Origin of the sequence: Arenimonas sp., from assembly GCF_035312645.1 — a bacterium.
Taxonomy (GTDB): domain Bacteria; phylum Pseudomonadota; class Gammaproteobacteria; order Xanthomonadales; family Xanthomonadaceae; genus Arenimonas.
The window spans coordinates 1-22006 of the sequence record NZ_DATGBO010000107.1 but is presented as its reverse complement, the minus strand read 5'-3'; the positions used below and the strand labels follow the sequence as shown (position 1 = coordinate 22006).

24 protein-coding genes are annotated in these 22006 nt (G+C 63.5%); 11 read left to right on the top strand and 13 right to left on the bottom strand.

What is annotated here, in order from left to right; all coding sequences use genetic code 11:
• The first annotated feature begins 41 nt into the window (after nt 1-41).
• Together VKM35_RS10085 and VKM35_RS10080 are read left to right on the top strand one after the other, a co-directional pair.
• Complete coding sequence (locus VKM35_RS10085) at nt 42-584, top strand: bactofilin family protein (protein WP_414636618.1); 543 nt, start codon at nt 42-44, stop codon at nt 582-584.
• Entirely contained in the window at nt 581-949 is a 369-nt protein-coding gene (locus VKM35_RS10080) for a hypothetical protein (protein ID WP_324320890.1), read from the top strand. The genes VKM35_RS10085 and VKM35_RS10080 overlap by 4 nt, the downstream gene beginning before the upstream one ends.
• An 18-nt stretch (nt 950-967) precedes the next feature.
• On the opposite strand, the gene VKM35_RS10075 is transcribed toward VKM35_RS10080, so the two are convergent.
• Nucleotides 968-1474, bottom strand: coding sequence for a hypothetical protein (locus VKM35_RS10075; protein WP_324320889.1), 507 nt, complete (start codon nt 1472-1474; stop codon nt 968-970).
• 211 nt (nt 1475-1685) lie between these two features.
• Here VKM35_RS10075 and VKM35_RS10070 point away from each other — a divergent pair, with 211 nt between their 5' ends.
• Nucleotides 1686-2615 (top strand): lysozyme inhibitor LprI family protein, encoded by a 930-nt coding sequence (locus VKM35_RS10070; protein ID WP_324320888.1) that lies wholly within the window; start codon nt 1686-1688, stop codon nt 2613-2615.
• A gap of 179 nt (nt 2616-2794) precedes the next feature.
• Here VKM35_RS10070 and VKM35_RS10065 read toward each other — a convergent pair whose 3' ends face one another.
• Nucleotides 2795-3061: a DksA/TraR family C4-type zinc finger protein gene (locus tag VKM35_RS10065; RefSeq protein ID WP_324320887.1), complete on the bottom strand. Its 267-nt coding sequence runs from the start codon at nt 3059-3061 to the stop codon at nt 2795-2797.
• Between the two features lie 157 nt (nt 3062-3218).
• Here VKM35_RS10065 and VKM35_RS10060 point away from each other — a divergent pair, with 157 nt between their 5' ends.
• A complete protein-coding gene (locus tag VKM35_RS10060; RefSeq protein WP_324320886.1) occupies nt 3219-3902 on the top strand; it encodes a hypothetical protein in 684 nt (227 codons plus the stop codon).
• 53 nt (nt 3903-3955) lie between these two features.
• On the opposite strand, the gene VKM35_RS10055 is transcribed toward VKM35_RS10060, so the two are convergent.
• The 5 genes from VKM35_RS10055 to VKM35_RS10035 all read right to left on the bottom strand — a co-directional run bounded on the left by VKM35_RS10055 (nt 3956) and on the right by VKM35_RS10035 (nt 7712).
• On the bottom strand, nt 3956-4246 hold the full coding sequence (locus VKM35_RS10055; protein ID WP_324320885.1) for a hypothetical protein: 291 nt from the start codon (nt 4244-4246) through the stop codon (nt 3956-3958).
• An 80-nt stretch (nt 4247-4326) separates the two neighbouring features.
• Entirely contained in the window at nt 4327-4758 is a 432-nt protein-coding gene (locus VKM35_RS10050) for a hypothetical protein (RefSeq protein WP_324320884.1), read from the bottom strand.
• A 157-nt stretch (nt 4759-4915) separates the two neighbouring features.
• Nucleotides 4916-5419 carry an SRPBCC family protein gene (locus VKM35_RS10045; RefSeq protein WP_324320883.1) on the bottom strand — a complete coding sequence of 168 codons (504 nt, stop codon included), beginning with the start codon at nt 5417-5419 and terminating at the stop codon, nt 4916-4918.
• Nucleotides 5420-5458: 39 nt separating this feature from the next.
• Nucleotides 5459-6130, bottom strand: coding sequence for a hypothetical protein (locus VKM35_RS10040; protein ID WP_324320882.1), 672 nt, complete (start codon nt 6128-6130; stop codon nt 5459-5461).
• Nucleotides 6131-6143: 13 nt separating this feature from the next.
• On the bottom strand, nt 6144-7712 hold the full coding sequence (locus VKM35_RS10035) for an EAL domain-containing protein (protein WP_324320881.1): 1569 nt from the start codon (nt 7710-7712) through the stop codon (nt 6144-6146).
• Nucleotides 7713-8256: 544 nt separating this feature from the next.
• On the opposite strand from VKM35_RS10035, the gene VKM35_RS10030 reads away from it, so the two are divergent.
• Complete coding sequence (locus tag VKM35_RS10030; RefSeq protein WP_324320880.1) at nt 8257-9366, top strand: DUF1615 domain-containing protein; 1110 nt, start codon at nt 8257-8259, stop codon at nt 9364-9366.
• A gap of 124 nt (nt 9367-9490) precedes the next feature.
• On the opposite strand, the gene VKM35_RS10025 is transcribed toward VKM35_RS10030, so the two are convergent.
• Entirely contained in the window at nt 9491-10189 is a 699-nt protein-coding gene (locus VKM35_RS10025; RefSeq protein WP_324320879.1) for a histidine phosphatase family protein, read from the bottom strand.
• Nucleotides 10190-10213: 24 nt separating this feature from the next.
• Nucleotides 10214-11476 carry a DUF4339 domain-containing protein gene (locus tag VKM35_RS10020; RefSeq protein ID WP_324320878.1) on the bottom strand — a complete coding sequence of 421 codons (1263 nt, stop codon included), beginning with the start codon at nt 11474-11476 and terminating at the stop codon, nt 10214-10216.
• 1 nt (nt 11477) lies between these two features.
• Here VKM35_RS10020 and VKM35_RS10015 point away from each other — a divergent pair, with 1 nt between their 5' ends.
• Nucleotides 11478-12278, top strand: coding sequence for a DUF5694 domain-containing protein (locus VKM35_RS10015; RefSeq protein ID WP_324320877.1), 801 nt, complete (start codon nt 11478-11480; stop codon nt 12276-12278).
• A 47-nt stretch (nt 12279-12325) separates the two neighbouring features.
• The gene (locus tag VKM35_RS10010) at nt 12326-12832 is read left to right on the top strand and encodes a nuclear transport factor 2 family protein (RefSeq protein ID WP_324320876.1); all 507 of its coding nucleotides are present in this window, start codon (nt 12326-12328) and stop codon (nt 12830-12832) included.
• Nucleotides 12833-12895: 63 nt separating this feature from the next.
• Here VKM35_RS10010 and VKM35_RS10005 read toward each other — a convergent pair whose 3' ends face one another.
• The 3 genes from VKM35_RS10005 to VKM35_RS09995 all read right to left on the bottom strand — a co-directional run bounded on the left by VKM35_RS10005 (nt 12896) and on the right by VKM35_RS09995 (nt 15899).
• A complete protein-coding gene (locus VKM35_RS10005; protein WP_324320875.1) occupies nt 12896-14002 on the bottom strand; it encodes a serine hydrolase in 1107 nt (368 codons plus the stop codon).
• Nucleotides 14003-14084: 82 nt separating this feature from the next.
• Entirely contained in the window at nt 14085-15224 is a 1140-nt protein-coding gene (locus VKM35_RS10000; protein ID WP_324320874.1) for an NAD-dependent epimerase/dehydratase family protein, read from the bottom strand.
• Between the two features lie 171 nt (nt 15225-15395).
• Complete coding sequence (locus VKM35_RS09995; RefSeq protein ID WP_324320873.1) at nt 15396-15899, bottom strand: hypothetical protein; 504 nt, start codon at nt 15897-15899, stop codon at nt 15396-15398.
• A gap of 158 nt (nt 15900-16057) precedes the next feature.
• Between VKM35_RS09995 and VKM35_RS09990 the strand changes: the two genes are divergently transcribed.
• Together VKM35_RS09990 and VKM35_RS09985 are read left to right on the top strand one after the other, a co-directional pair.
• Entirely contained in the window at nt 16058-16495 is a 438-nt protein-coding gene (locus VKM35_RS09990; protein ID WP_324320872.1) for a MarR family winged helix-turn-helix transcriptional regulator, read from the top strand.
• Entirely contained in the window at nt 16488-18209 is a 1722-nt protein-coding gene (locus VKM35_RS09985) for a chloride channel protein (protein ID WP_324320871.1), read from the top strand. Before VKM35_RS09990 ends, VKM35_RS09985 begins: the two co-directional genes overlap by 8 nt.
• Nucleotides 18210-18307: 98 nt before the next feature.
• Here the strand turns inward: VKM35_RS09985 and VKM35_RS09980 are convergent, their stop codons facing one another.
• A complete protein-coding gene (locus VKM35_RS09980; protein WP_324320870.1) occupies nt 18308-19363 on the bottom strand; it encodes a hypothetical protein in 1056 nt (351 codons plus the stop codon).
• A gap of 167 nt (nt 19364-19530) precedes the next feature.
• Here VKM35_RS09980 and VKM35_RS09975 point away from each other — a divergent pair, with 167 nt between their 5' ends.
• Both VKM35_RS09975 and trmY read left to right on the top strand, forming a co-directional pair.
• Nucleotides 19531-21039 carry a M20/M25/M40 family metallo-hydrolase gene (locus VKM35_RS09975; RefSeq protein WP_324320869.1) on the top strand — a complete coding sequence of 503 codons (1509 nt, stop codon included), beginning with the start codon at nt 19531-19533 and terminating at the stop codon, nt 21037-21039.
• Between the two features lie 172 nt (nt 21040-21211).
• Entirely contained in the window at nt 21212-21805 is a 594-nt protein-coding gene (gene trmY / locus VKM35_RS09970; protein WP_324320868.1) for a tRNA (pseudouridine(54)-N(1))-methyltransferase TrmY, read from the top strand.
• Nucleotides 21806-22006 lie beyond the last annotated feature (201 nt).

The following is a 22006-nucleotide window of genomic DNA, read 5'->3' as shown; positions in this document are numbered from 1 at the left end:
TGTTAGCCTCGAAAGTCCCCCGTCGTGCAGAGGTCGCCATCATGTCCATCTGGAAAGATCCCACCGCCAAGCAGTCGCCCTCGCCTTCGCCGGCACCAATGCCGGAAATGAAAGAACCGGCCCGGCTCGACATGCCGCCGTCGTTCGCTGCCGAACCCGCGCGCACGCCACCACCAGCAACGCGCAGCGAGCCTGAAGTCATGCGCAAGGAATCCACGATCGCCGCCGACATCACCATCGAGGGCAAGATCGATGGTGCCGGCAGCGTGCGCATCCACGGCAAGTTCAAGGGTGACGTCAACGTCCAGGGCGACCTCACTATCGAAGCCGGCGCCAAGGTCACCGGCGGCGTGCATGCCGACAAGGTCGTGATCTCCGGCGAGCTCGAGGGCAATATCGAAAGTGCCTCGCGCGTCGAACTGCTCACCACTGGCACCGTGATCGGCGACGTCAAGGCGGCCTCGATGACCGTCGCGGCGGGTGCGCGCATGCGCGGCCAGGCCGACTTCGGTTGGGACGACAACAAGTCCGGGAAGTCAGGCAAAAGCAACGGCGGTCATTCGGAGAGCGGCGGCAACGCATGAGCACGGTCCGACCCGGCCTGCCCGGGGCTACCCGCGAGTGCCCGCATTGCAAGGAAGCCATCCTCGAAAGCGCGACGGTGTGTCCGGGTTGCCGGCATCACCTGCGCTTCGAGGCTGGCGCCGTCGTGGCCGAGGCTGCGACGCTGACGCCGTTGCGCATCGAAGGCAGCATCCGCCATCCGCCCGATGGCGAGCCTTGGGAATACAACGTCGTCGTCTCGATCCGCAATGATCGCGGCGAGGAAATCGCCCGCAAGCTCATCGGCGTCGGCGCGATCAATCCCAACGAGCTGCGCACCTTCACCCTTGAAGTGGAAGTGACGCCCGCGAAGAAACGCCTCGGCAAGAGTGGCACGCGACACTGAGTCGGATCCGCACAGGACCTAGGGTGTGACGACCCAGTCGCCGCCCGCGGCGAAGAACTCGATCTGCCCGAGATGGCGTTTGGTATCGGTCGGGATGATCCGCGAATCGAATCTCACCTTCACCGCGATGCTCAGGCCCAACGGCGTCTCCATCATGGAGCCGAAGTGCGGCTGCAGCTGGAACGCAGTCTTGTCATCCTCGAAGGCACGCCGCAGCACCGAGGCGTGATCGGCGACGTTGCCGCTTTCCTGGGTCACCGCGAACACGGCGAGGCGGTTGTCGGCACTCCACAGCTCCACTTTCTCGACCGTGCAAAATTGCATTCGGTAGAGCACGAATGCGCGCGCCAGCAGGGTGCGCTTGTCGTTGAGGATCACCGGCGTGCTGATCGGAAAATGAAAGAAGTTGCTGGTGAGATCGGCGCCACCGAAGACGCCCGACCCGGCCATGCGCCGCTGATTCAGCGGTGCGAATTCCGGCTGCGCGCCATTGCCACTCATCCAGATTGCCGAAGTGATGCCCATGCCCTGCTCTCCTGATTGCGACCTGGCGGCTGCCAGGTATCCCTGGGGGCTTACGCACTGGCCTGCGGGAAAGGGTCATGGGCCGCATCACGTACTTGCACTGGCAGCCCCGGATATCGCGTTTTCGCAGCGCGTTTGCGCGCAGTAGGTGATTGCGCGTGCACGATCGAGTGCCTACCCTCCCGGCAAAGCCCGCCAACGGATCCCTGCCATGAAGCGCTCTGCCTGGACCACCCTGCTCGCCCTTGGCTTCGCCGCATCCAGCCACGCGGCCGGCTTCAATTGCGAACGGGCGACGACGGCGATGGAGAAAATGATCTGCGCCGATCCGGGCCTTTCAAATCTTGACGACCAGTTGAACCGCACGTATTCGATCCTGCTCGCCCGATCCGCGGCACCGGAAGCGCTCGCCGCCGAACAGGCGCACTGGCTGACTGCCCGCCGCAATGCCTGCCGCACTTCCGAATGCGCGAATGCAGCCTATCTGGATCGACTCGACGAACTCGCCGCGGCCGACTACGCCGATCTTTCCAGCGCCATCAACGCGACCTGCACCGACTTGTTCGCCGATGCCATCCGCAATCCCGACACCTGTCGGGTGACCCAATCCGCCGCGTTCGGATCCATCGGCAAGGAAACCTTCCATTTCGCCATCTATTGCCTGCGCGAGACCTCCGCAGACAACACGCCCTGCATCGAAAACGGCATCGCACTGTTTTCAACCAATGCCGGTGCGCCACGGGCAAGGCGATGGCATATGCGCGGCAACGATGCCGGCGACATCTTCTCGACGCCGACAATCTACAAATCGGCAACCGGCAGCATCCTGGAAATGTCAGTGCGCGTGGATGGCAGCGGCAATTTCAACGACAGCGATTATTTTCTTCGCCAAGGCAGTCGCTGGGCAGCCATCGATGCCGTGAGTTGGGGCAAGGATCTCGAAAGGCGCATTCCCACGGGCGTGGAAATATGGAAAGGCATCTGGCCGGACCTGCACCACATGACCGCCCGCGCCGCGCTGTATCACCACAACGACGCCAACTGCTGCCCCACCGGTGGTACTGCTCTGATCGAACTCACCCTCATCGGCACCCGATTGGCGATCAAGTCGATGAAGACGGTTCCAGAACGAATGGATTAGTCCGGACCAAGGTGTCGCGTGCCGATCTCCATCGATATCAAAGAACCCGCCTCCCGACGCAGGTGCGGCGTCAGCCGCGGCTTCCGGGAACACATCTCCGATAAACCCGCGCTATTCGTGGCCGCAGCAAATTCTTGTTGCGGTTGACGCCACTCCTGCGAGCCGCTCTTGCGCTTTACTCAGCGCAGCTGACTGTCCTTGCTGCCGCGCCGATTGAAACCAGCAGCAGCGCTCTGCTCGAGGTCGCGCGCTTCCTGACAAGGTACGCACAGCCGCACGCCGGGCACCGCCTTGCGCCGCGCTGGCGGAATTTTCGTCGCGCATTCCTCGCAATGCGCCAGCCCCGGGCCCGTCGGCAGCTTGCTGCGCACGCGCTTGATGCCGTCCTTGACGGTCGCGTCGATCTGATCCTGCACCGCGCCGTCGCCTGCCCATCCGGTTGCCATGGCTGCCTCCGAAAATCTCGCAAACTCCATGAGCAAGCATAGCCCAGCATAGGCGCTGGCCGCAGACTCCGCTCATTGCAGGGATGTCGACAGCGATTTGATGCTTGCGGCATCAAGATGGGAACATGCAGGCAGCACCGTGTGGAAGGGGCCTCCGATGCGCAAGCGAACATCGAACGACGAACCCTACTGGGCGCCGCTGCCGCGGCAGCGTTTCACCCCGACGCAAACGCTGACCATCGTCATCCGTCATCTGATTCCGCTGATCGGTCTATTTTTCTATGACGGCTCGGCCGGCCAGTTCCTGATCCTCAGCGTATTCAACATCGCTTTCACCATCGCCTGCATCGGCACACTGGGCATCGCCGTGTCGACGCGCCAGGAAAACGGCCCGAGCCCCAACATCGCCGACGAAATCGTCGCCTGGCTTCTGCTATTGACGATAGGCATCGTCGTCAGCCTGGTGCTCACGACGATGTTCGGCTGGGTCATCGCGATCTTCGTCGCCGCTACGCCGGAAGGCTTGTTCACCGCCGCGCTGGCCTGGTCGGTGCTCGCCATCGTCGTCTTCGCGGCGCCGGGATTGTTCCAGCAATATCGCTCGGACCTGCGCAGCGGGATGAGCGAGGAGCAGCGCAAGCAACGCGATCAGCCGAACGTGCTGGTGCACGTTCTCTGCGCCGGCCTGATCTTCATGCTATCGGGCTACATCAACGACTTCGGTCGCCATGGGCTGTTGATCGCCGCCGTCATCGTGACCGCGCTGTTCATCTTCCGCGACCTGCGTCCGGACCTGATGCGCGAGTTGACGCGGCCGAAGACCCGGCCGCCGGGCAGCTGAATCCGGCGCGTGACGTTGCCGCGCGCCGATCAGCGCGAACCGCATACCGCGAATTATTTTTGAACGATGGTGCTCGCCGCGGCCTGTTCTTCCGGCGCGTGCGCTTCGGCAGCAATCGCCTTGGTAGCGGGAAGAACCGGCTGCGCGCCGGCTTTGGTCATCGCAGCCGTCATGTCTTTGGCTGCGGCCGCTCCGGGGCAGGGAGTGTCCTGATAAGCGGTCCTGCCGGCGACCACGCATTTGAACACTCTCGTCTGCAATGGCGCGGCGACGCTCGATGCGGCAACGGACCACAGGGCAATAAGCAACAGGGACGGGACGACGTGACGCGGGAACTGGCGCATGGGGGGCACTCGCGAATGACACAGGGGGGGGGTGGAGGATACGACAGCCCGGCCGGGATTGCCTGTGTCGTCCCCCGGCGTCAGGGGCGCCCGGCGGTCCATCCGGCCTGCCCTTTCCGATAGGCCAGCAGGCAATACGCAAGCCCGACGCAGGCACCAAATCCCAGCAGGAACAGCGCGAACTTCTGATATTGCGTCGCGCCCAGCAGCCACAGTGCCGCCCCCGGCAACAAGCTCACGACGATCATCGGCACCGGACCGGCCAGACGCAGCCGCAGCAACAACCAGATCATCGGCACGACGTAAATCGAAATCAGCGCGACCCCGACCACCAGCGAATAACCGAACCAGACCAGCACCAGCAGCGCAGCGACCACCACCGCGCTGAAGTCCACCGATCCCGGACCTGCCATCAGCGCATACGCCAGCAATCCCAACGCACCCAACACGCAACCCGGCAGCAAGGCCACATAGGCGTACATGTAAGGCGCTCGCGGACGGTTGGTGAACATCGCAGAATTGATTCCGAAGGTATGGTCGCAGGAGCGGCGCAAGCCGCGATTTCCCACGTCCGGTTGGTCAAAATTTTACGAGCGACCGTCGCCACGCGGGAAAATCGCGGCTCGCGCCGCTCCTACAAAAAAGATTCGTGGCGAACCCGCTCAACGTCTACGCCTTGATCATCGCCAACATCTGATCCAGTGCCCTGCCCCAGCCCTGCTCGAAACCCATGGCTGCGTGCTTCGCGCGGTCGGCCTGGTTGCCGTGGATCACGCGGGCGCGGTAGCGCGTACCGCTGCCCTGCGCCTGCAACGAAATCACTGCAGTGAAAGCGAAGCCGGCAGTTGCGTCCGCCGACAACGCCGCGGAGGGACGGAAGCCCGGTGTGAAGACGTTGGTCCAGACCAGTTTTTCGTTCTCGATCACTTCCAGGTAGCAGCCGAGATTCGGGAAATCCTGTCCTTCCGGCGAGCGCATCAGCGTGCGGAAAATTCCGCCGGGACGAAGATCGACCTCGGCTTCCATCGTGCGCCACGGCGCCGGCGTGAACCAGACCGTCAGCAAGGCCGGTGTCGTCCACGCGGCCCAGATGCGTTCGCGCGGCACGTCGACGACACGTTCGAACTCGAGATCCAGATCAGGGTCTGGCGGCGGAAGAATGGACTGGATCATGGAAATCACCCGGTGTCGGAACGCGTCGTTGCTGGCCGATCAATGTTCGGCGGCGGCGCGGATGATCGGGTCGAGTTGCAGCTCGACGCGGAAACGCGCGGTGCTGCTGGAACGGCCTCCGGTGCCGGCGATCACGATGCGTTTGTTGGCCACGCCGGCATCGGCGAGCTGCCGTGCCAGCGCGAGCGCGCGTTGATCGGCCAGACGCGGATTGGCGATCGATGCATCGTCGAGCGGACTCACCCGGATCGATACCAGCACCATCCGGTATTCCACCAGCACCTTGCACAACGGCGCGAGGAATTCCGGCGTGCCCGGGCCGAGTTGCGGGCCGGCCGGCTCGAAGCCGACGCGGCGCGACAGATCCAGCGCGATGCGATTGCCTTGCCGCATCACACTGACGTCCTTGCCGACGATCTGCCGCAATCTTCCCTGCAGCACGTCCAGGTAGTAACCGACATCCGCGGCCGGCAGGGCATCGCGTTCGTTCTTCGCCAGCGTCTGCTTGATCCGGCTGCGGTCCTGTTCGTAGCTGCCGGGATCGAGCACGGCGAATGCCGGTTCCGGCTCGGGCGCCGGCGTTGCGACGACAGGCGCCGGTTTGGCTGGAACGGGAAGCGGCTTGTGCGTCGGGTGCATCGCGCAGGCCGTCAGCACCAATGCGATCGTGATCACCGTGAACATGCGCATGAACAGCCGGACAGCGCGCACGACACGAGCGCGGTCAGGGATGAATGCGACGATTGGCTCGGAAGAATTCAAGAAAATCTCCTGCGGGCAGCGGCGTGCTGAAGATGAAACCCTGGCCGAACGAAACGCCATGCGCCAGCAGCCAGACTACCTGTTCGGGCGTCTGCACGCCTTCCGCCACGGTAGCCAACCCTAGGGACTTGGCCATCTCGATCACGTGAACGATCACCTGGCTGGTCGCCGCCTCCGTGCCGATCGCATCGACGAAGGACTTGTCGATCTTCAGCACGTCCAATTCGAAACTTTGCAGATAGGAAAGACTGGAATAGCCGGTACCGAAATCGTCCACCGCCACCTGGTGGCCACGGCTGCGGAACTCGCGGATCAAGGCGCGCGAAATATCGCTGTTGATCAGAGCGCGCTCGGTGATCTCGAGCTTGAGCGCATCCGGCGGCAGTCCCGCCTCCGCCAGACAACGCGCTATCTCGGTGCCGATACGATCGTTCTTGAGATCGTCCGGCGCGAGGTTGAGGTTCACGCTCATTCCGGGGAAGTCGAGCAGCAGTTTGCGCATCTCGCGCGTCGCCACCCGCAACACGGCGATCGTCACCTCCTGCACCACGCCGACCTCTTCGGCCACGGGAATGAAAATGTCCGGACTGACGGGCTCCCCGTTTTCTCGCTCCCAGCGCGCCAGCGCTTCGGCACCGACGCAGCGACCGCTGGCCAGGTCGATCACTGGCTGGTAGTGCACCTTGATCCGGCCGGCGGCGAGCGCCTCGCGCAGTTCGGTGGCCAGGCTGAGTTGATGCCGGGAAAAACGCAGGACCAGGTAGATCCATGCAGCGACCAGCAGAAGGCCCACGCCAGCACCGATCGCCAGCGTCTGCGCGTGGCGATTCCAGAAATTGTCGATCGGCTCGATCGCCACCACGTCGATGGGCAGGATTTCGTTGCGGGCGAAATGCGAGATCACCTGCCCATGCGCGCGATCCACGGTCACGCCGATCGGCAGAGTCGCGGGCGCGGGCAACTCCGCATCCGACGGAATGGCAGCCATGCGCAGGTTTTCCACCCACAGGCCGGCCTGGCGATGCTGCATCGGACCGAGGTCGAGCAGCAATCGCGGATCGATGGCGACATCGTGATCGCCGAAGCGCATCAGGAACAATTGCACACCGCCGACTTCGGTCTGCGCGCTCGGCCACCAGGCAATTACGCCGGTGTCGTAGATGCGATCGGCACGCGTGGGCTTGATGCCCGCATGCGGCACGAAGCCGACGCCGCACAAACGGTCAGCCGCACGCCAGTAACCGATCGCACGGATGTATGGCCGCGACACCGCCGCGTTCTGCAGTGTCTGCAGGTGTTCGGGCGAGCAGCGCTCGGCAGTGAGTCGATCGAAGCCGGCCAGCATGTCGCGGGTATCGAGAATGATGTGTCCGGTGCGCTCGCCCAGGGTCGCCGCCAGACCACCGGCATAAGCTTCTTCGGAGGTGACCGATTCGTTCCAGAGAAACCAGATCACCGATCCGAACAGCAGGGCGACGCCGATCAGCGCGGCGAGCGTGGATCCGAACACGATCCTGCTGCGACGATGCATGAGACTCAGCCAGTCGACACGGGCATGTCGATCACCACCCGCTCATGCCAAAGCGGCATGGCCGATGAGAACCCGCGAAGCCCGTGATCCGCCGCTTGGGCGACATGGCGATCTCCCCTTGGATCGGGCAGGAAGCATAACAAACCGCCCGGACGCCGGAACTGCCCCAATGATCACCAAGGACCAACGCCGGCCGGCGCCGGGGCGGCGACTGTGGGACAATCCGCGCCCCGCAACCCCACCAAGGACACTCCCATGAAGAAGGCACGCAACCGCCGCCGCGCGAACCGTCTGCGCAGCGCCCTGCGCTAAGCGACACGCGGCACGGAAAGGCCGGAGCGGATTCGCGTATTTTCGCGGATCGACTCCGGCCTTTTTCATGTCCGCCAGCCCCGGGGAACCGCGCACGGCCCGCCGGCGGAAACCGCGGGCCGCCTTGGGGCCAGGGACGAAAACCGGCACACTCCGGGGCAGTGGAAATTCCAAAAGCGATCATGGTCCCGATCCTCCCCGGCCCGCATCGATGCGTCGCACTGCTTCGCCCATGACACGCCTACGCCGCACCGCGGCCTGCCTGTTGCTGGGCTTCATCGCAGCCCTCTCCGCCTGCACACCATCGGAACCGCCGCCGGATCCGGTCGAAGTGCGTGCGCGGATCGTGCGTTTGTTACCGACGACGCTGGCGGATCGCCAGGGTTGGGCCACCGATATCTACGCCGCCTTCGCCGCCCAGGGCATTCGCCCGGCGACACCGAACCTGTGCGCGACACTCGCCGTTATTGAGCAGGAGTCGGGATTCAACACCGACCCGGTCGTGCCTGGCTTGGCAAAAATCGCCCGCGCCGAAATCGATCGTCGCGCCGAGCAGCATGACATCCCGCTGCTGCTGGTCAGCGCCGCGCTGCTGTTCAAATCGCCCAACGGCAAGACCTACGAAGACCGCATCGCCGCGGTGCGCAGCGAGCACGATCTCGACCGGATCTTCGAGGATTTCATCGGCTCGGTGCCGCTGGGGCGGCGCCTGCTGGGCGGTGCGAATCCGGTGCACACCGCTGGCCCGATGCAAGTCAGCATCGCCTTCGCCGAGCAATATGCGAAAGCACGGCCGTATCCCTACCCGATCGATGAATCGATCCGCGAGGAAGTCTTCACCCGCCGCGGCGGCGTGTATTTCGGCGTCGCGCACCTGCTCGCCTACAAGACCTCGTACCCGCAGATGCGCTATCGCTTCGCCGACTACAACGCCGGCTTCTACGCCAGTCGCAATGCCGCTTTCCAACAGGCGGTGAGCATCGCCTCGGGCATCCCACTCGATCTCGATGGCGATCTCGTCCGTTACGGCAGAAAGAAAAACGATATCGGCCCGACCGAACTTGCGGTGCAATCGTTGGCGCCGGCACTGGCGATGAGCAGCACGCAAATCCACCGCACGCTGCAACAGGGCGAAACCGCGCGCTTCGAAGACAGCGACCTGTTCAAGAATGTTTTCGCACTGGCCGAAAAACAGACACATAAATCGCTGCCGCGCGAAATGCTGCCGCGCATCCGCCTCGACAGCCCGAAGATCACCCGCAGCCTCACCACCGAATGGTTCGCCACGCGCGTGGAGCAACGCTACAAGCGCTGCATTGCGAAAGAAAATCATCCCCCGTAGGGCGGGCATGACCAAGGTTGCCTCAGCAGGAACTACCCCCAAGCTCGTCTGCTTGCGTTGATAGGCGTCCTGCTTCGGCACATCAGAAAATCGCGGTCATGACCGCTCCTACGGAAAACCGCACCTACCGCAACACCGGCACCGCCAGGCTGCGCTCCGGATCGGCGCTGGCACCTGTATGCATGTTCGCCGGCAGGTGCCCGACATCACCGACGGCGATCACCTGCATGCTGCCATCGGCCTTGATGCGGATCGTGGTGATGCTGGCATGGCCGATCGACATTTCCAGCCAGGCGGTGCTGTCGACGCCGAGCGCGCGCGTGACCAGATAGCGGATCACGTTGCCGTGGCAGACGAACAGATCGCTGCTGTCCTTGCCCTCGGCAGGACGAAAATACTTGGCGAAAATTCGATCCAGCTGCGCCTTGCACGCGGCCAGGTCTTCGGGTTTTTCTTTCGCCATGATCGCCACGCGTCGCGTCGGCGGCGTGCACTCGGCAAGATCATCGACGATGGTGAAGTGGCGCCCCGGAAAATCCTCACCGATCGCCGCCGCGGTATCGCGCGCGCGTTGCATCGGGCTGGCATAAAGCGCATCGAAATGCGTCGGCAGCCCCGCCAATCGCGCGCCGGCCAGATGCGCCTGCGCGACTCCGAGCGGCGACAAGCCCGGCCCCAGTTTCTCGTCCGCCGAGGCATCCTCCACGTACTGCCCGTGACGCACCAATACGATGGTGCGCACGGCCGGCGTTGGCGTCGACGGTTGCGCGGCCTGCACACAGGCCGCGGACAGCAGCAACAAGATCATCAGCCACGTTTTCATCGCTGCCGCCCGCCTATGCCTTGATCAGATACCACGCAGCATCGGTTCTTCCGTTCCCGGATGATCCAGCGATGCCTCGCGGCCGTATTGCATCCAGCGATACGCCACCATCGATGCCAGCCACACCACCGGACCGGCGAAGATCAGGCCGATGAAGCAGGCCAGCATGCCGGCCAGGGCGACCAGGAATCCCAAAAAGCCCAGCAACAACAGGTTGACGCGGTTGTTGGTGGTGATCGATTCGCTGTAGCTGAACGACTCCATGATGCCAAGGTCGCGATCAACGATGGCATTGAGGTACTGGCCGTAGCGCAACGCGATATAGATGCCCGGGACGATCAACAGGACGAGGCCGATCACCACCGCGATGCTGAACAGGATCGTGGCAAGGACGGCTCGCAGCAACTTGGCCCCCTCACCGAACAGCAGACCGATATGGACGGCATTGCCGGACACGAATTCCAGCCCGACGCGGACCATACCCAACTTCAGGAACAGGGAAAAAATCTGCAGCAGGATCTGGAAGATCGCCAACAGAAACAGCGCGGCGCCGCCGGGGCTATGCGCCAGCTCCGGATGGGCGGGGCTCGTACCCTTGGCCATCGCGTCGATGAAACTGAAGATGAAGGACGGCACCATGATGCAGGCGAAATACACGATGCCCACCAGCAGAATGGGACCGAACTGGCGCTTGGTCAGATCGAAACCGCGTTTGATGCATTCGACCGGATCGAGCGGTTCGCTTCCCGGCGCAATTTCGGACAGCACTCCGCCTTCGGGCAGATCCGCGACCGGTTGCCGCCAGTTGCTCTGCGGCGCGGCATAGGGATTGGCCGCTGCCATGCTCGGCGGCATGCTTGGCGGCATGGCGTCAGCGGGTGTGTTGGCAGGGGCCGCATCGAAAATTCCGGGCACCTGGTTGGCCGGCGTCCAGCCCGACATCTTGTCGGTCCACACGCCGTCGGTGGGCGCCAGATCGCCGCTGCGCGCGAGCGCCACCAGTTGCTCGAAGCTTATGGGTCCGAATTGCTGACCGCCGCGGACATAAAACCATTCCGTCATGACCTCTCCCCTGTTGAAAGCCATTGCCAGGGGCAAGGCGATAGATGATGTCGTGAAATTCAAGGCGAGGCGCGATCTGCGATGCGCTCGACTGTTTCCCCGCAGCTTTTTTATCACACCCCGGCCCGCGAAATCTCCCCTTTCCGATGGCGATGTCGCGTGCCCGCTTAAACCCTCGCGCCGCTTGCGACAACACAGGCCGATCCCACGCAAGGAAAACCGCACGATGCGCGTCTCCCCGATCGCCCTGCTCTGCCTGCTGCTGCCCTTGCAACCCGCCACTGCTGCGGATCAGCCCATCGATGCACCGGCGCAGGTGATGATCGTTGGCACCTATCATTTTTCCAATCCGGGCCGGGATCAGCACAACGTCAAGTCCGATGATGTGCTCACGCCCGAGCGCCAACAGCAACTCGATGCGATCGCCAAGGGCTTGCTGCGCTTCCAACCGACGCTGGTCGCGGTGGAATGGCCGGCCGATGTCGTGGACCAACGCTACGCAGAATTCCGCGCCGGCAAGCTGCCGACCTCACGCAATGAGGTGGTGCAACTGGGCTTCCGTCTCGCCAAAGGCGCGGGCATCAGCGCGGTGCACGGCATCGACGCCGACGGTGATTTCCCCTACGAAGCCGTGCAGGCCTGGGCCGAGAAGAACGGCGCCATGAATCGATTGAACGCGACCCAGGAAAAAATCGAAGCCACCGCGAACAAACTTTCCGCCTTGCAACACAGCAGCACCATCGCCGCGGCGTTGCACGAGATGAACCTGCCAGAAAACATCGCGCAGGATTACGCCTCCTACGCCAGTCTGCTGCATTACGGCAGCGGCAGCGAACAACCCGGTGTGAAATTGCTCGCCGCCTGGCAAACGCGCAACCTCGAAATCTGCGCGCGTCTGGTGCAGAGCCTGCATCCCGGCGCTCGCGCCGTCGTGTTCTACGGCGCCGGCCATTCCTTCCTGTTGCGTCAATGCGTCAGCCAAACGCCGGGGCTGCAGCTGGTCGAAGCGAATTCGTTCCTGCCGTAGTATCGGGGAAACGCCGCGCTGCCTTTCACATTCAATCGGACTCGCCAATGAAAACCCTGCCGCTGCTTTTCCTGATCGCCCTGTCTGCGAATGCGCTCGCCTCGCCCGCGCTGGCGACAACTGCCTCGACGCCCGCGCCCGCCGCAGTGAAAACCGACGCGCTTTACGACCGTCTATCGGCGCTGGACAGCGAAGTGTTCGATGCTTTCAATCATTGCGATGTCGCCGGCCAGCTGGACAGGCATGCAAGTTATTTCTCGCCCGATGTCGAGTTCTACCACGACACCGGCGGCGTCACCTGGACGCGCGACGCGATGATTGCCAACACCAAAAAATATGTCTGCGGCCATTTCCGCCGCGAGCTCGTGCCGGGCAGCCTGAGGGTCTATCCGATCAAGGATTTTGGCGCCATCGTCCAGGGCACGCATCGCTTCTGCCATTTCGATACCGGCGCCTGCGAAGGTATCGCCGATTTCGCGATCGTCTGGCGCGAGAAAGACGGGCAGTGGCAGATCACACGCGTGCTCAGCTATGGCCACCGGCCCAACGACTGACGCTTCATCACGGGAACGGGCACGATCACGGCGCAGATCGCTCAATTCCTTTCCCGGAAAAAATCAGCGCTGCACGCAATCGATGACCTGCTGCACCAGTTCATTGACCCGGATTGCGGTCGGATCTTCGTCGTAGGCGCCGGCGCTGGTCACGATCGCCAGATCGAGATCGGGCACGATATACAACCGCTGGCCACCGTTGCCGAAACCGGCGTGCCATTCGATGCTCCGGCCGTGCCAGTGTGCGCTGCCCGCCCACCATTGATGGCCGTAGCGATAGTCGCGGACCTCAGTGCTGAATTTTGGCTGCAGCGATTGCGCGATCCATTCCGCCGGAACGATTTGTTTGCCCTGCCAGCGGCCCTGAGCCAGCACCAGCTGGCCGATCTTCAACAAGTCGCGCGGCCGCATGCGCAGGCCGTTGAAGGCCATCGGTCGCCCGTGCACATCCGTCACCCATTCCCAATCGTGGATGCCCAGCGGCGCGAACAAATGGCTGCGCGCATACGCGTCCAGCGATTGCCCGCTGCCGCGCGTGATGAGATCGGCGAGGATCGCGGTGCCGCCGCCGTTGTAGTTGAAGATCGTGTTCGGCGCGGCCGCGACGTCGTGGCTGAAAACGTAGCGCGGGATGTCACGCCGCCAGAACAGGCGCAGCTCGTCGTTCAAGCCAGCGCCGCCTTCCTGCCAGCGCAGGCCGTTGGCCATGTTGAGCAGGTCTTCGATGCGGATGCGCTTTTTTTCCGGCGTCGCGATATCGGCCAGGTCCGGATACGCCGCCAGCACCGTGGTCGACGGCGCCGGCACTTTGCCTTCCTGCAAGGCGATGCCATACAGCAGGCTGGTGACGCTCTTGCCGATCGAGCGGATGTCCTGTTTGACGTCGGGCGCGAAACTCTGCCGCGTCGACAGCAGCGCATACACCGAGCGATCCTTGCCGCCCTGGTAATACTCGGCGACCAGAGCGCCGTGGCGTTCGATCACCACGCCATGCACATTCAATGGCGCATCCAGCAATGACGTTATCGATTTGCGCAGCGCCGCGTCATCGATGCCTTGCGCGGCAGGATTGCTCAGTGCCCAGCCATCGCCGATGTCGGCAGGCGTCGGCCCCGTGCGCGGCGACATCGGGCGCAGGAAACACAGCCAGATGCCCGCCAAAATCAACAACAGAAGAATTGCGCGTCGCACGCTTCTGAAGCGGCCGCCTCGTTTTTCCTGGGTCATACCCGCTCCCGCGAACCAGCCACGATCACGTGCGCGCATGCCAGGCTTCCAGCAACTCCGCTTCGCGCTCACGCGTCAGGCCGTCGCGCAATTTTGCCTGGCGTTCTGCTGGCAACGTGGCGAACCATGCGAGTAAATCGCTGACTGTTGTCGCGAGTGGTCGGAACGTCAGGCCCGCCGCGATCGCGCGGGCATTGCTGACGTCGCCATATCCTTCGTAGGCATTGCCTTTCGCCGGCACCCAGATCGGCAATTCGACTTTCTGCGCATCCAGGAAGGATGCTGGCACGTGCGTGTAGGTCACGCCGCCGCCGGTGACGGCCTGACAACCATGCAGCATCGCATCGGTACTCATCGTGTAGCCAGGACCGACGGCGTTGAAAGTACCGGTCGTGCCGGCCTCGGCCATGCGCACCATCCACTCGGCGAGATCGCGACCGTCGATGATCTGGATCGGATCGGAACCGTCGCCGGGCACCAGCATCTCGCCGCCCTGCGCCACGCGATGCGGCCAATAGGTGAAGCGGTCGGTCTCGTCGCGCGGCCCGACGATGAAACCCGGGCGCACGATGGTCACGTTCTTGCCGAACTGCTTGTGCGCTTCCGCTTCGCTCAAAGCCTTCAGCGGGCCGTACAGATGTTCGATATCGGCGCGCAGACTCACCTGCGTTTCCGCCATCGCGTCCTTGCCGGCGTATTTCGCCAGCGGCGCGTCTTCAGTCATGCCGTGTTTCGTGCCGTCGTCGTACACCGAGATCGTCGAGATGAAGAGATAGCGCCCGACATTCCCTTTCAGCACCGCGCCGGCATCGCGCACCCAGCGCGGCAGGCTGGTTGGGTTGTCGATGCACACATCCCAGGTGCGACCCTTGAGCGAGGCCAGATCGCCGGTATCGCGATCGCCATGCAACTGCTCGACCTCGCCCGGCCATTCCGGCGATGGCCGCTTGCCGCGATTGAACAAGGTGATCTTGTGTCCGCGCGCCAGCGCGTAGTTGACCTGGAATGGCCCGGTGAACCCCGTGCCGCCGAGGATGAGGATGCGCAACGGTTTCGCCGCACGGGCGACCGGCGCAGCTGTGGCGGCCGACGAAATTTTCGGGAGCGCGCTGGCAACAGTGGCGAGCGCACTGAGCTTGATCAGTTCACGACGGGTCAGTGACATGCGGGCTCTCCTGCTGAGGATGATTCCGGCGACGCCCTCCCCTGCAACTGGGCGCCGAATCGAATCCGACTGATAGCACTTTCCACGCGAGCATACACAGGCCAAAAGTCGGGGATAAAAAACATTCACCGGCAAGCTGTCAACGGATCGCCTGCATCCTTGTTTCGATCGCTAACACCCACACGCCCCCTCAACCCCGACCGCAACCCGCTTTCCATCCGCGTCCACCGTCACCTTGCATTGGTAGAACGTAGCCTCGCAGCTCTCGCTGGGATTTTCCGCGCAAGTCGCCGTGGCCTTGCAGTCAATGACGGCCTTGGTCCGATCGCCGGCGAGCGTGAAGACGTCGCGGTCGCCCTTCCTCAATTCCTTGTCGGGGCCGGGTTTTCCTGGCGCGATTTCGCTGATGAGCTTCAGGCGGCGAGTCGCGCCGTTGATCTGGATCGGGACGTGTTTCTCTGCACCGAACTCCCAGGCGATGACGCTGCTGCTGGCACCGGCACTGCGCTTGGGGACGTAGAAATCGCAGCTGCAGCCCTGGACTTCTTCTCTGACCAGGGCTCGCGGCAGCAAGCTCAGCGTCAGCGTGCCGTCTTTCGAGCGGGCGACTTCATCACCCGTAATCGCCACCGAAGTGGAGCCAAGCAGGGCGAGGGTCAGCAGAGCGATCTTCATGGCCGAACCATCGCCAAATTCGCGGCGCGGCGCAAGTCGGCCAGGAGATCGCGAGCGGCGTCGATCCCGCAAACAGGCAGGAGCCCGTCGCATTTTCGGATTTGCCGAATATATCGCATCGTTGTATATTCGCCACCCGCCGCTCGACCACACAAGCGATGATCGCCAAAGAACAATTCGCCGCGCTGTCGGAATTTCGCCATCGCCTGACCCGGTTCCTGCACTTCAGCGAGGACGTCGCGCGCCAGTCCGGAATCACGCCCGCGCAATATCTTCTGCTGCTGCATCTGCGCGGTTACGCCGGGCGCGATTGGGCGACCGTCGGCGAGCTGGCCGCGCGGCTGCACACCACTCACCAGGGCACGGTGGCGCTGGTGCAGCGCTGCGAACGCAACGGTTGGGTAACCAAGAAGCGCAGCCCGGACGATGCCCGTTGCATTCGAGTCAGCCTGACGGCAGCGGCGAGGGCGAAAGTCGAACGGATCGCCGCCTTGCACCGCGACGAACTCGATCATCTGGGCGAAGTGCTGGCCACCGCCCGCGCATCGAAAGTCAGCTCCCTGCCCACGAAGAAAAAATCTCCCCGTCATGCATAAGCGCGATTTTTCCGGCAACAACCGCCTGCTGCTGCTTTCGCTGTTCGCGCTCGGCATCGGCGTGATCAGCAGCGTCGGCGCCTGGGCACTGCTCGCGGCGATCCGATTTTTCACCAACCTGTTTTTCTTCCAGACGCTGTCGCTGGCGTCGCGTTCGCCCGCGACCCATCATCTTGGCGCCTGGGTGATCGTCGTACCGGCGATCGGCGGACTGATCGTCGGCCTCATGGCGCGTTATGGCAGCGAAAAAATCCGCGGCCACGGCATTCCCGAAGCGCTGGAGGCGATCCTGTTCGGCAAGAGCAAGATGTCGATGAAGGTCGCACTGCTCAAGCCGCTGTCGTCCGGCATCGTCATCGGCAGCGGCGGACCGTTCGGCGCTGAAGGCCCGATCATCATGACTGGCGGCGCGGCGGCATCGTTGCTTGCGCAGGCTTTCCATCTGAGCTCGGCCGAGCGCAAGGCCTTGCTTGTTGCAGGCGCCTGCGCCGGCATGACCGCAGTGTTCGGCACGCCGCTGGCGGCGGTGTTGCTGGCCGTGGAGTTGCTGTTGTTCGAATTGCGTCCACGCAGCCTGCTGCCGGTGGCGCTGGCCTGTGCGGTCGCCGGTTTTCTTCGTCCAGTCTGGTCGGATGCCGGAGCGATTTTCCCGATGACGACACCGGCGCCGACGACGATCGCGCTGCTTTCCTGTGTGATTGCCGGCCTGGCATCGGGCCTGCTTTCTTCGGCGATGACGCTGGCGCTTTACAAGATCGAAGATGGCTTTGGCAAGTTGCCGCTGCACTGGATGTGGTGGCCGGCGCTGGGTGGGCTGGCGGTCGGCCTCGGCGGTTTCATCGAGCCGCGCGCGCTAGGCGTCGGCTACGACGTGATCGGCGATCTGCTTGCCAACCACCTGCTGTTGTCGACGGTGATCGCGTTGCTGCTGGTCAAGGCGATCATCTGGGCGATCGCGCTGGGCTCGGGTACGTCGGGCGGCGTGCTGGCGCCGCTGTTGATAATCGGCGCCGGCCTGGGCTGCGTGCTCGGCCCCTGGCTTCCCGGTGGCGACCCGCGGCTCTGGGCGCTCGTGTGCATGGCCGCGACACTGGGCGGCACCATGCGCGCACCGCTGACAGCGGTCGTGTTCGCGTTCGGGCTCACCCACGATGCCAACGCGTTCCTGCCGACGCTGCTCGGTTGCGCCGTGGCCTACGGTTTTTCCGTGATCGTCATGCCGCGTTCGATCCTCACCGAAAAAATCGCCCGCCGCGGCCACCATGTCTATCGCGAATACGGCGTCGATCCAATGGAACGACAGTTCGTCGACGAAGTGATGACGCGGGAAGTGATCGCCATTCCCGCCGAGCTTGCCGCGTCCACCGCGCTTGTCGAATATTTCGGCGCCGGACAAAAACAGCGCGCCTACCCGGTGGTTGCCGGACAGCAACTGCTCGGCCTGCTTGATCGGGATGGCTTGTCCACCCTTTCGCCGGCGTCGCTGGCGGCGGCAGTCGCAGACTTGTTTTCCCAACCTCCCGCCGATTACGCCTTGCCCGGCGAAACCTGCCGCGCCGTTGCTTCACGCATGGCCGCGCACGGCATCGAACGACTCGCCGTCGTCGATGCCGCCGATTCACGACGCCTGGTCGGCATCGTCAGCCGCAGCGATTTGCTGAAACCATCGCGGCAACTGCACGAGGAAGAAGTGCAGCGGGAGCGATCTTTCTAGAGTTGGACGCGTTGTGCGAGTCGCGACTTGCGTCGCTCCTACAGTCGCTCCTATGGGAACGCGGTCGCGGCTGAAGCCGCTCCTACGAGCGGGCTGCGTCAGTCGGGATTGGTCGGCAGATTGCGGACGTCGGGGATGGGGATTTGCTGCCAGGGCTGGTCGAGGTGATCCACGGATTGCCATTCGACGTGGTAGTCGCCGAGGGCGCTGCCGGTGTTGGGGGTGTCGATCTGCCAGATCGTCGTGGTGATCGCGCCCATCGTGCCGCTGTCTTCGGGGCAGCCCCAGGGTTTGCCGTTGTCGTCGGTATCGGTCGTGGTATTGGCGCGGGTGATCACGGGTTTTTCCTTGATCGTGCGCCATGGCTGCACAAGGCGCGCGCAGATCGGGCGCGTGTGCAGGTTGCTGAAATAGGTTGGCACTTCGCTGCCGTGGTTGATCCAACTCGCGCGCCGCAGGCGCACACCTTCGAGACGGGCGACGGCGGCTTCGTCGCCGGGGTCGCGCAGCGGCCAGCGATACCAGCGTGTGCGCGTGCCTCGCCCCAATGGAATGCCGGGACTGTCGCCCCAGCCGATGCTCTGTTTGGAACTCACGGTCTCACCAACGATCAGCGCACCGCTGTGGTCCTGGCCCATGCGGAGTTCTTCATAACGGAAGTCGTCGCCACCGGTGTCCTGCCGCGCGATGCTGTAGAGCCAGCCGCTGCGACAGAAGTACTGCGCGTTTTCCTTAAGCGTGATGCTGCGACCGAGTCCGCCGAACGGCGGTTCGCCTTTCAATTGTTCGCCACGCGCGGCGCGCATGCCCTTGGCGTTGAGACCGAGATCCAGGCGCAGCCAGGAACCGTCGTCGGCCTGCGTGATGCGGGCATGGTGGTCGCGCCAGCGATCACGCTCTGAGCCCACGCCAAACATCACCAGGATCTGCGAGTTCACGTCGGTGTAATCGCCCTCGAGATTCGGGCAGGACCAACCCTTGCGTGCGATGAACATGCCTTTCGTGCCGGGCCAGTCGCTGGGATATTGATCGCCGCAGCCGGTGAGTGCCGACATCAGCACGATGAGCAGGCCGGCGATCAGCCAGCGGTGCGGGCGCGGACCTTGCGCCTGGGTGGTCGATTCATTGTGCGGACCATCCGATCCGTGTCGCACCAGTGCTTGCATGCATCCCCGCAGGTTGGCGTATTGAGCAGTGCCGATGGTGCTACAGATCTCGATGTTGCGGAATGGTACGGCGACGCTACCGCTTCAACAGCCCACGCTGCCGGGCCGCGCGCCTTGGGCTAGACTCGGCGCTGGTCCGCACTGGGGAGTTTCGGATGAAGCCGCATCGCCTGATTTCTGGCCGCGCACTCGCGCTGGCCTGCGCACTCAGCCTCGCCACGCTGGCGCCTGCCGCCTTCGCGGCCGATCCCGACCTCGCCGCGGTCAAGGCGCAAGTCGCCGCGCAGCACGATGCCAACGTGCAGCGGCTCAAGGACTGGATCGCCCTGCCCTCGATCGCCGCGGAAAATCGCAACTATCCGCAAGGCGCCGACTACATGGCGCAGCTGCTGCGCGACGCCGGCTTCCAGCACACCGAAGTGATGGCCACCGCCGGCAAGCCCGGCGTGTTCGCCACGCTCGATGCCGGCGCGAAGAAAACGTTGGGCGTGTACTTCATGTACGACGTCAAGCAATACGATGCGAGTGAATGGAGTTCGCCGCCGCTGGAAGGCCGCATCGTCGACAAGCCCGGCATCGGCAAGGTGATGATGGGCCGCGGCGCGGTCAACCAGAAAGGCCCGGAAGCGGCTTTCCTCGCCGCGCTGCATGCGATGAAAGCGTCTGGCCGCAAGCTGCCGGTGAACCTGGTGCTGATCGCCGAAGGTGAAGAAGAAATCGGTTCGCCGCACATCGCGCAGATCGTGCGTGCGCCGAAAGTGCAGGCGGCGTTCGCGAAGAGCGTGGGCGTGTTCATGCCTTCGGCGATGCAGGATCTCGATGGTGTCGTCACCGTCACCCTGGGCGCGAAAGGCATCGTTGAACTGGAGCTGGTAGCCAGCGGCGAGAAGTGGGGCCGCGGACCGAGCAAGGACGTGCATTCGTCGCTGAAGGCGATGGTCGACAGCCCGGCCTGGCGACTGGTGAAGGCGCTGGGCACGCTGGTGTCCGACGACGGCAACACCATCACCATCGACAATTATCCGAAAGCGCCGCCGCTGAGCCCGGAGTTCAAGGCGATGATCGACGCGGCCTCGCCCGCATCCAGCGAAGCGATGATGAAAAATGCGTACGGCGTGCAGCACTGGATCGACGACCTGCCCTACGCGCAGGCGCAGGAGCGCCTGACTTCGCAGCCGACCGTGAATATCGAAGGCCTGGTCGGCGGCTACACCGGCGCTGGTGGCAAGACCGTGCTGCCGCATCGCGCCGTCGCCAAACTCGATCTGCGACTGGTGCCCGGCATGCACTTCGACGACGCTGTCGCCGCACTCAAAGCGCATCTGGCCAAGCGCGGCTATGGCGACATCGAAGTGAACGTCACCGGCGGCTACAACCCCACGCAGTCGCGCGCCGATGCGCCGCTGATCCAGGCGCAACTCGCCGTGCTGCGCGCCCGCGGCATCACGCCGCTGCTATGGCCGCGCAGTGCCGGCTCGTATCCCGGCTTCGTGTTCACCGACCCGCCGCTGAGCCTGGCCTCCGGCCATTACGGCATGGGCTACGGCACCGGCGCGCATGCGCCCGACGAGTTTTTCGTGATCGAGTCGAGCAACAAGAACCTCGACGGCTTCGATGGCGCGGCGATGTCTTACGTCGAATACTTTTACGAGTTGGCGAAGTAGAACCTGTCTGGAAATCGAAATAGCACTATGCGATCAATTAACAATCCGTCATTCCCGCGAAGGCGGGGATGACGATGAAAAAATTCCGTGCGAACAAATTTGAGATAGATTCTCGCAACTACCGAAGCGGTAGTACGCCACCGATCACACGGACAAATTGATCACGACACCCATGCGAACCTTTGTATTGAGAGCCCGGGCAGCGCCCACGGACAGCCAGAAACTGCTGGCGTCCGTCGGCCAGGAAGCCCATAGCGAAATCCTCGCGCATACGCTGATGAACGCGATCTTCGTCGCGCAGTCGCATCGCCCCGACGTGACCGTCTACCTCGTGTTGGAAAGCACGCAGGATTATTCGCGCACGATTCGCTTCGAAGCCAATGCGATGCATGAGATCGGCGGTTTCGACGAACGCGCATTGCTCAGCAAGGTCGCGAAAGCGCTGGACGCGTCGCGCGGCATGGGCAAGGAAGAAACGCGGCCAGTGGAATCGGGCGTGACCGTGCGCACACAGAGTTTCGAAAAGCTGGTGCAGGAATTGGCCGACGATCACCAGCTGTTCGTCATGGACCGCAAGGGTGCTTCGATCCGCGAGCAGGCCTTCGCAGGCAACCCCTGCTTCCTGCTCACCGACCATATCCCAATGCCGAAGAACACCTTCCACACGCTGGATCGCCTGGGCACGAAGAAAATCTCGCTCGGATCAACGATGCTGTTCGCGTCGCAGTGCGTGGTGGTGATCCACAACGAGTTGGATTGGCGCTGAGGTCGTCGCCAAAAGAAATGGGACGGAGGAAATTAAGCGCGCTCAATTCCCTCCGCCCCATTTGTCAGCCCATTTGTCAGGCGATAGCGATCCGCCCTACTTCACTTCGTCGAACACGTACTCGTGTTGGCCGTCGCGCACAACGAGCTTGCGCACACCGTCCTTGTCGGCACGTACGAACTGGAAGCCAAGCGCGACCGG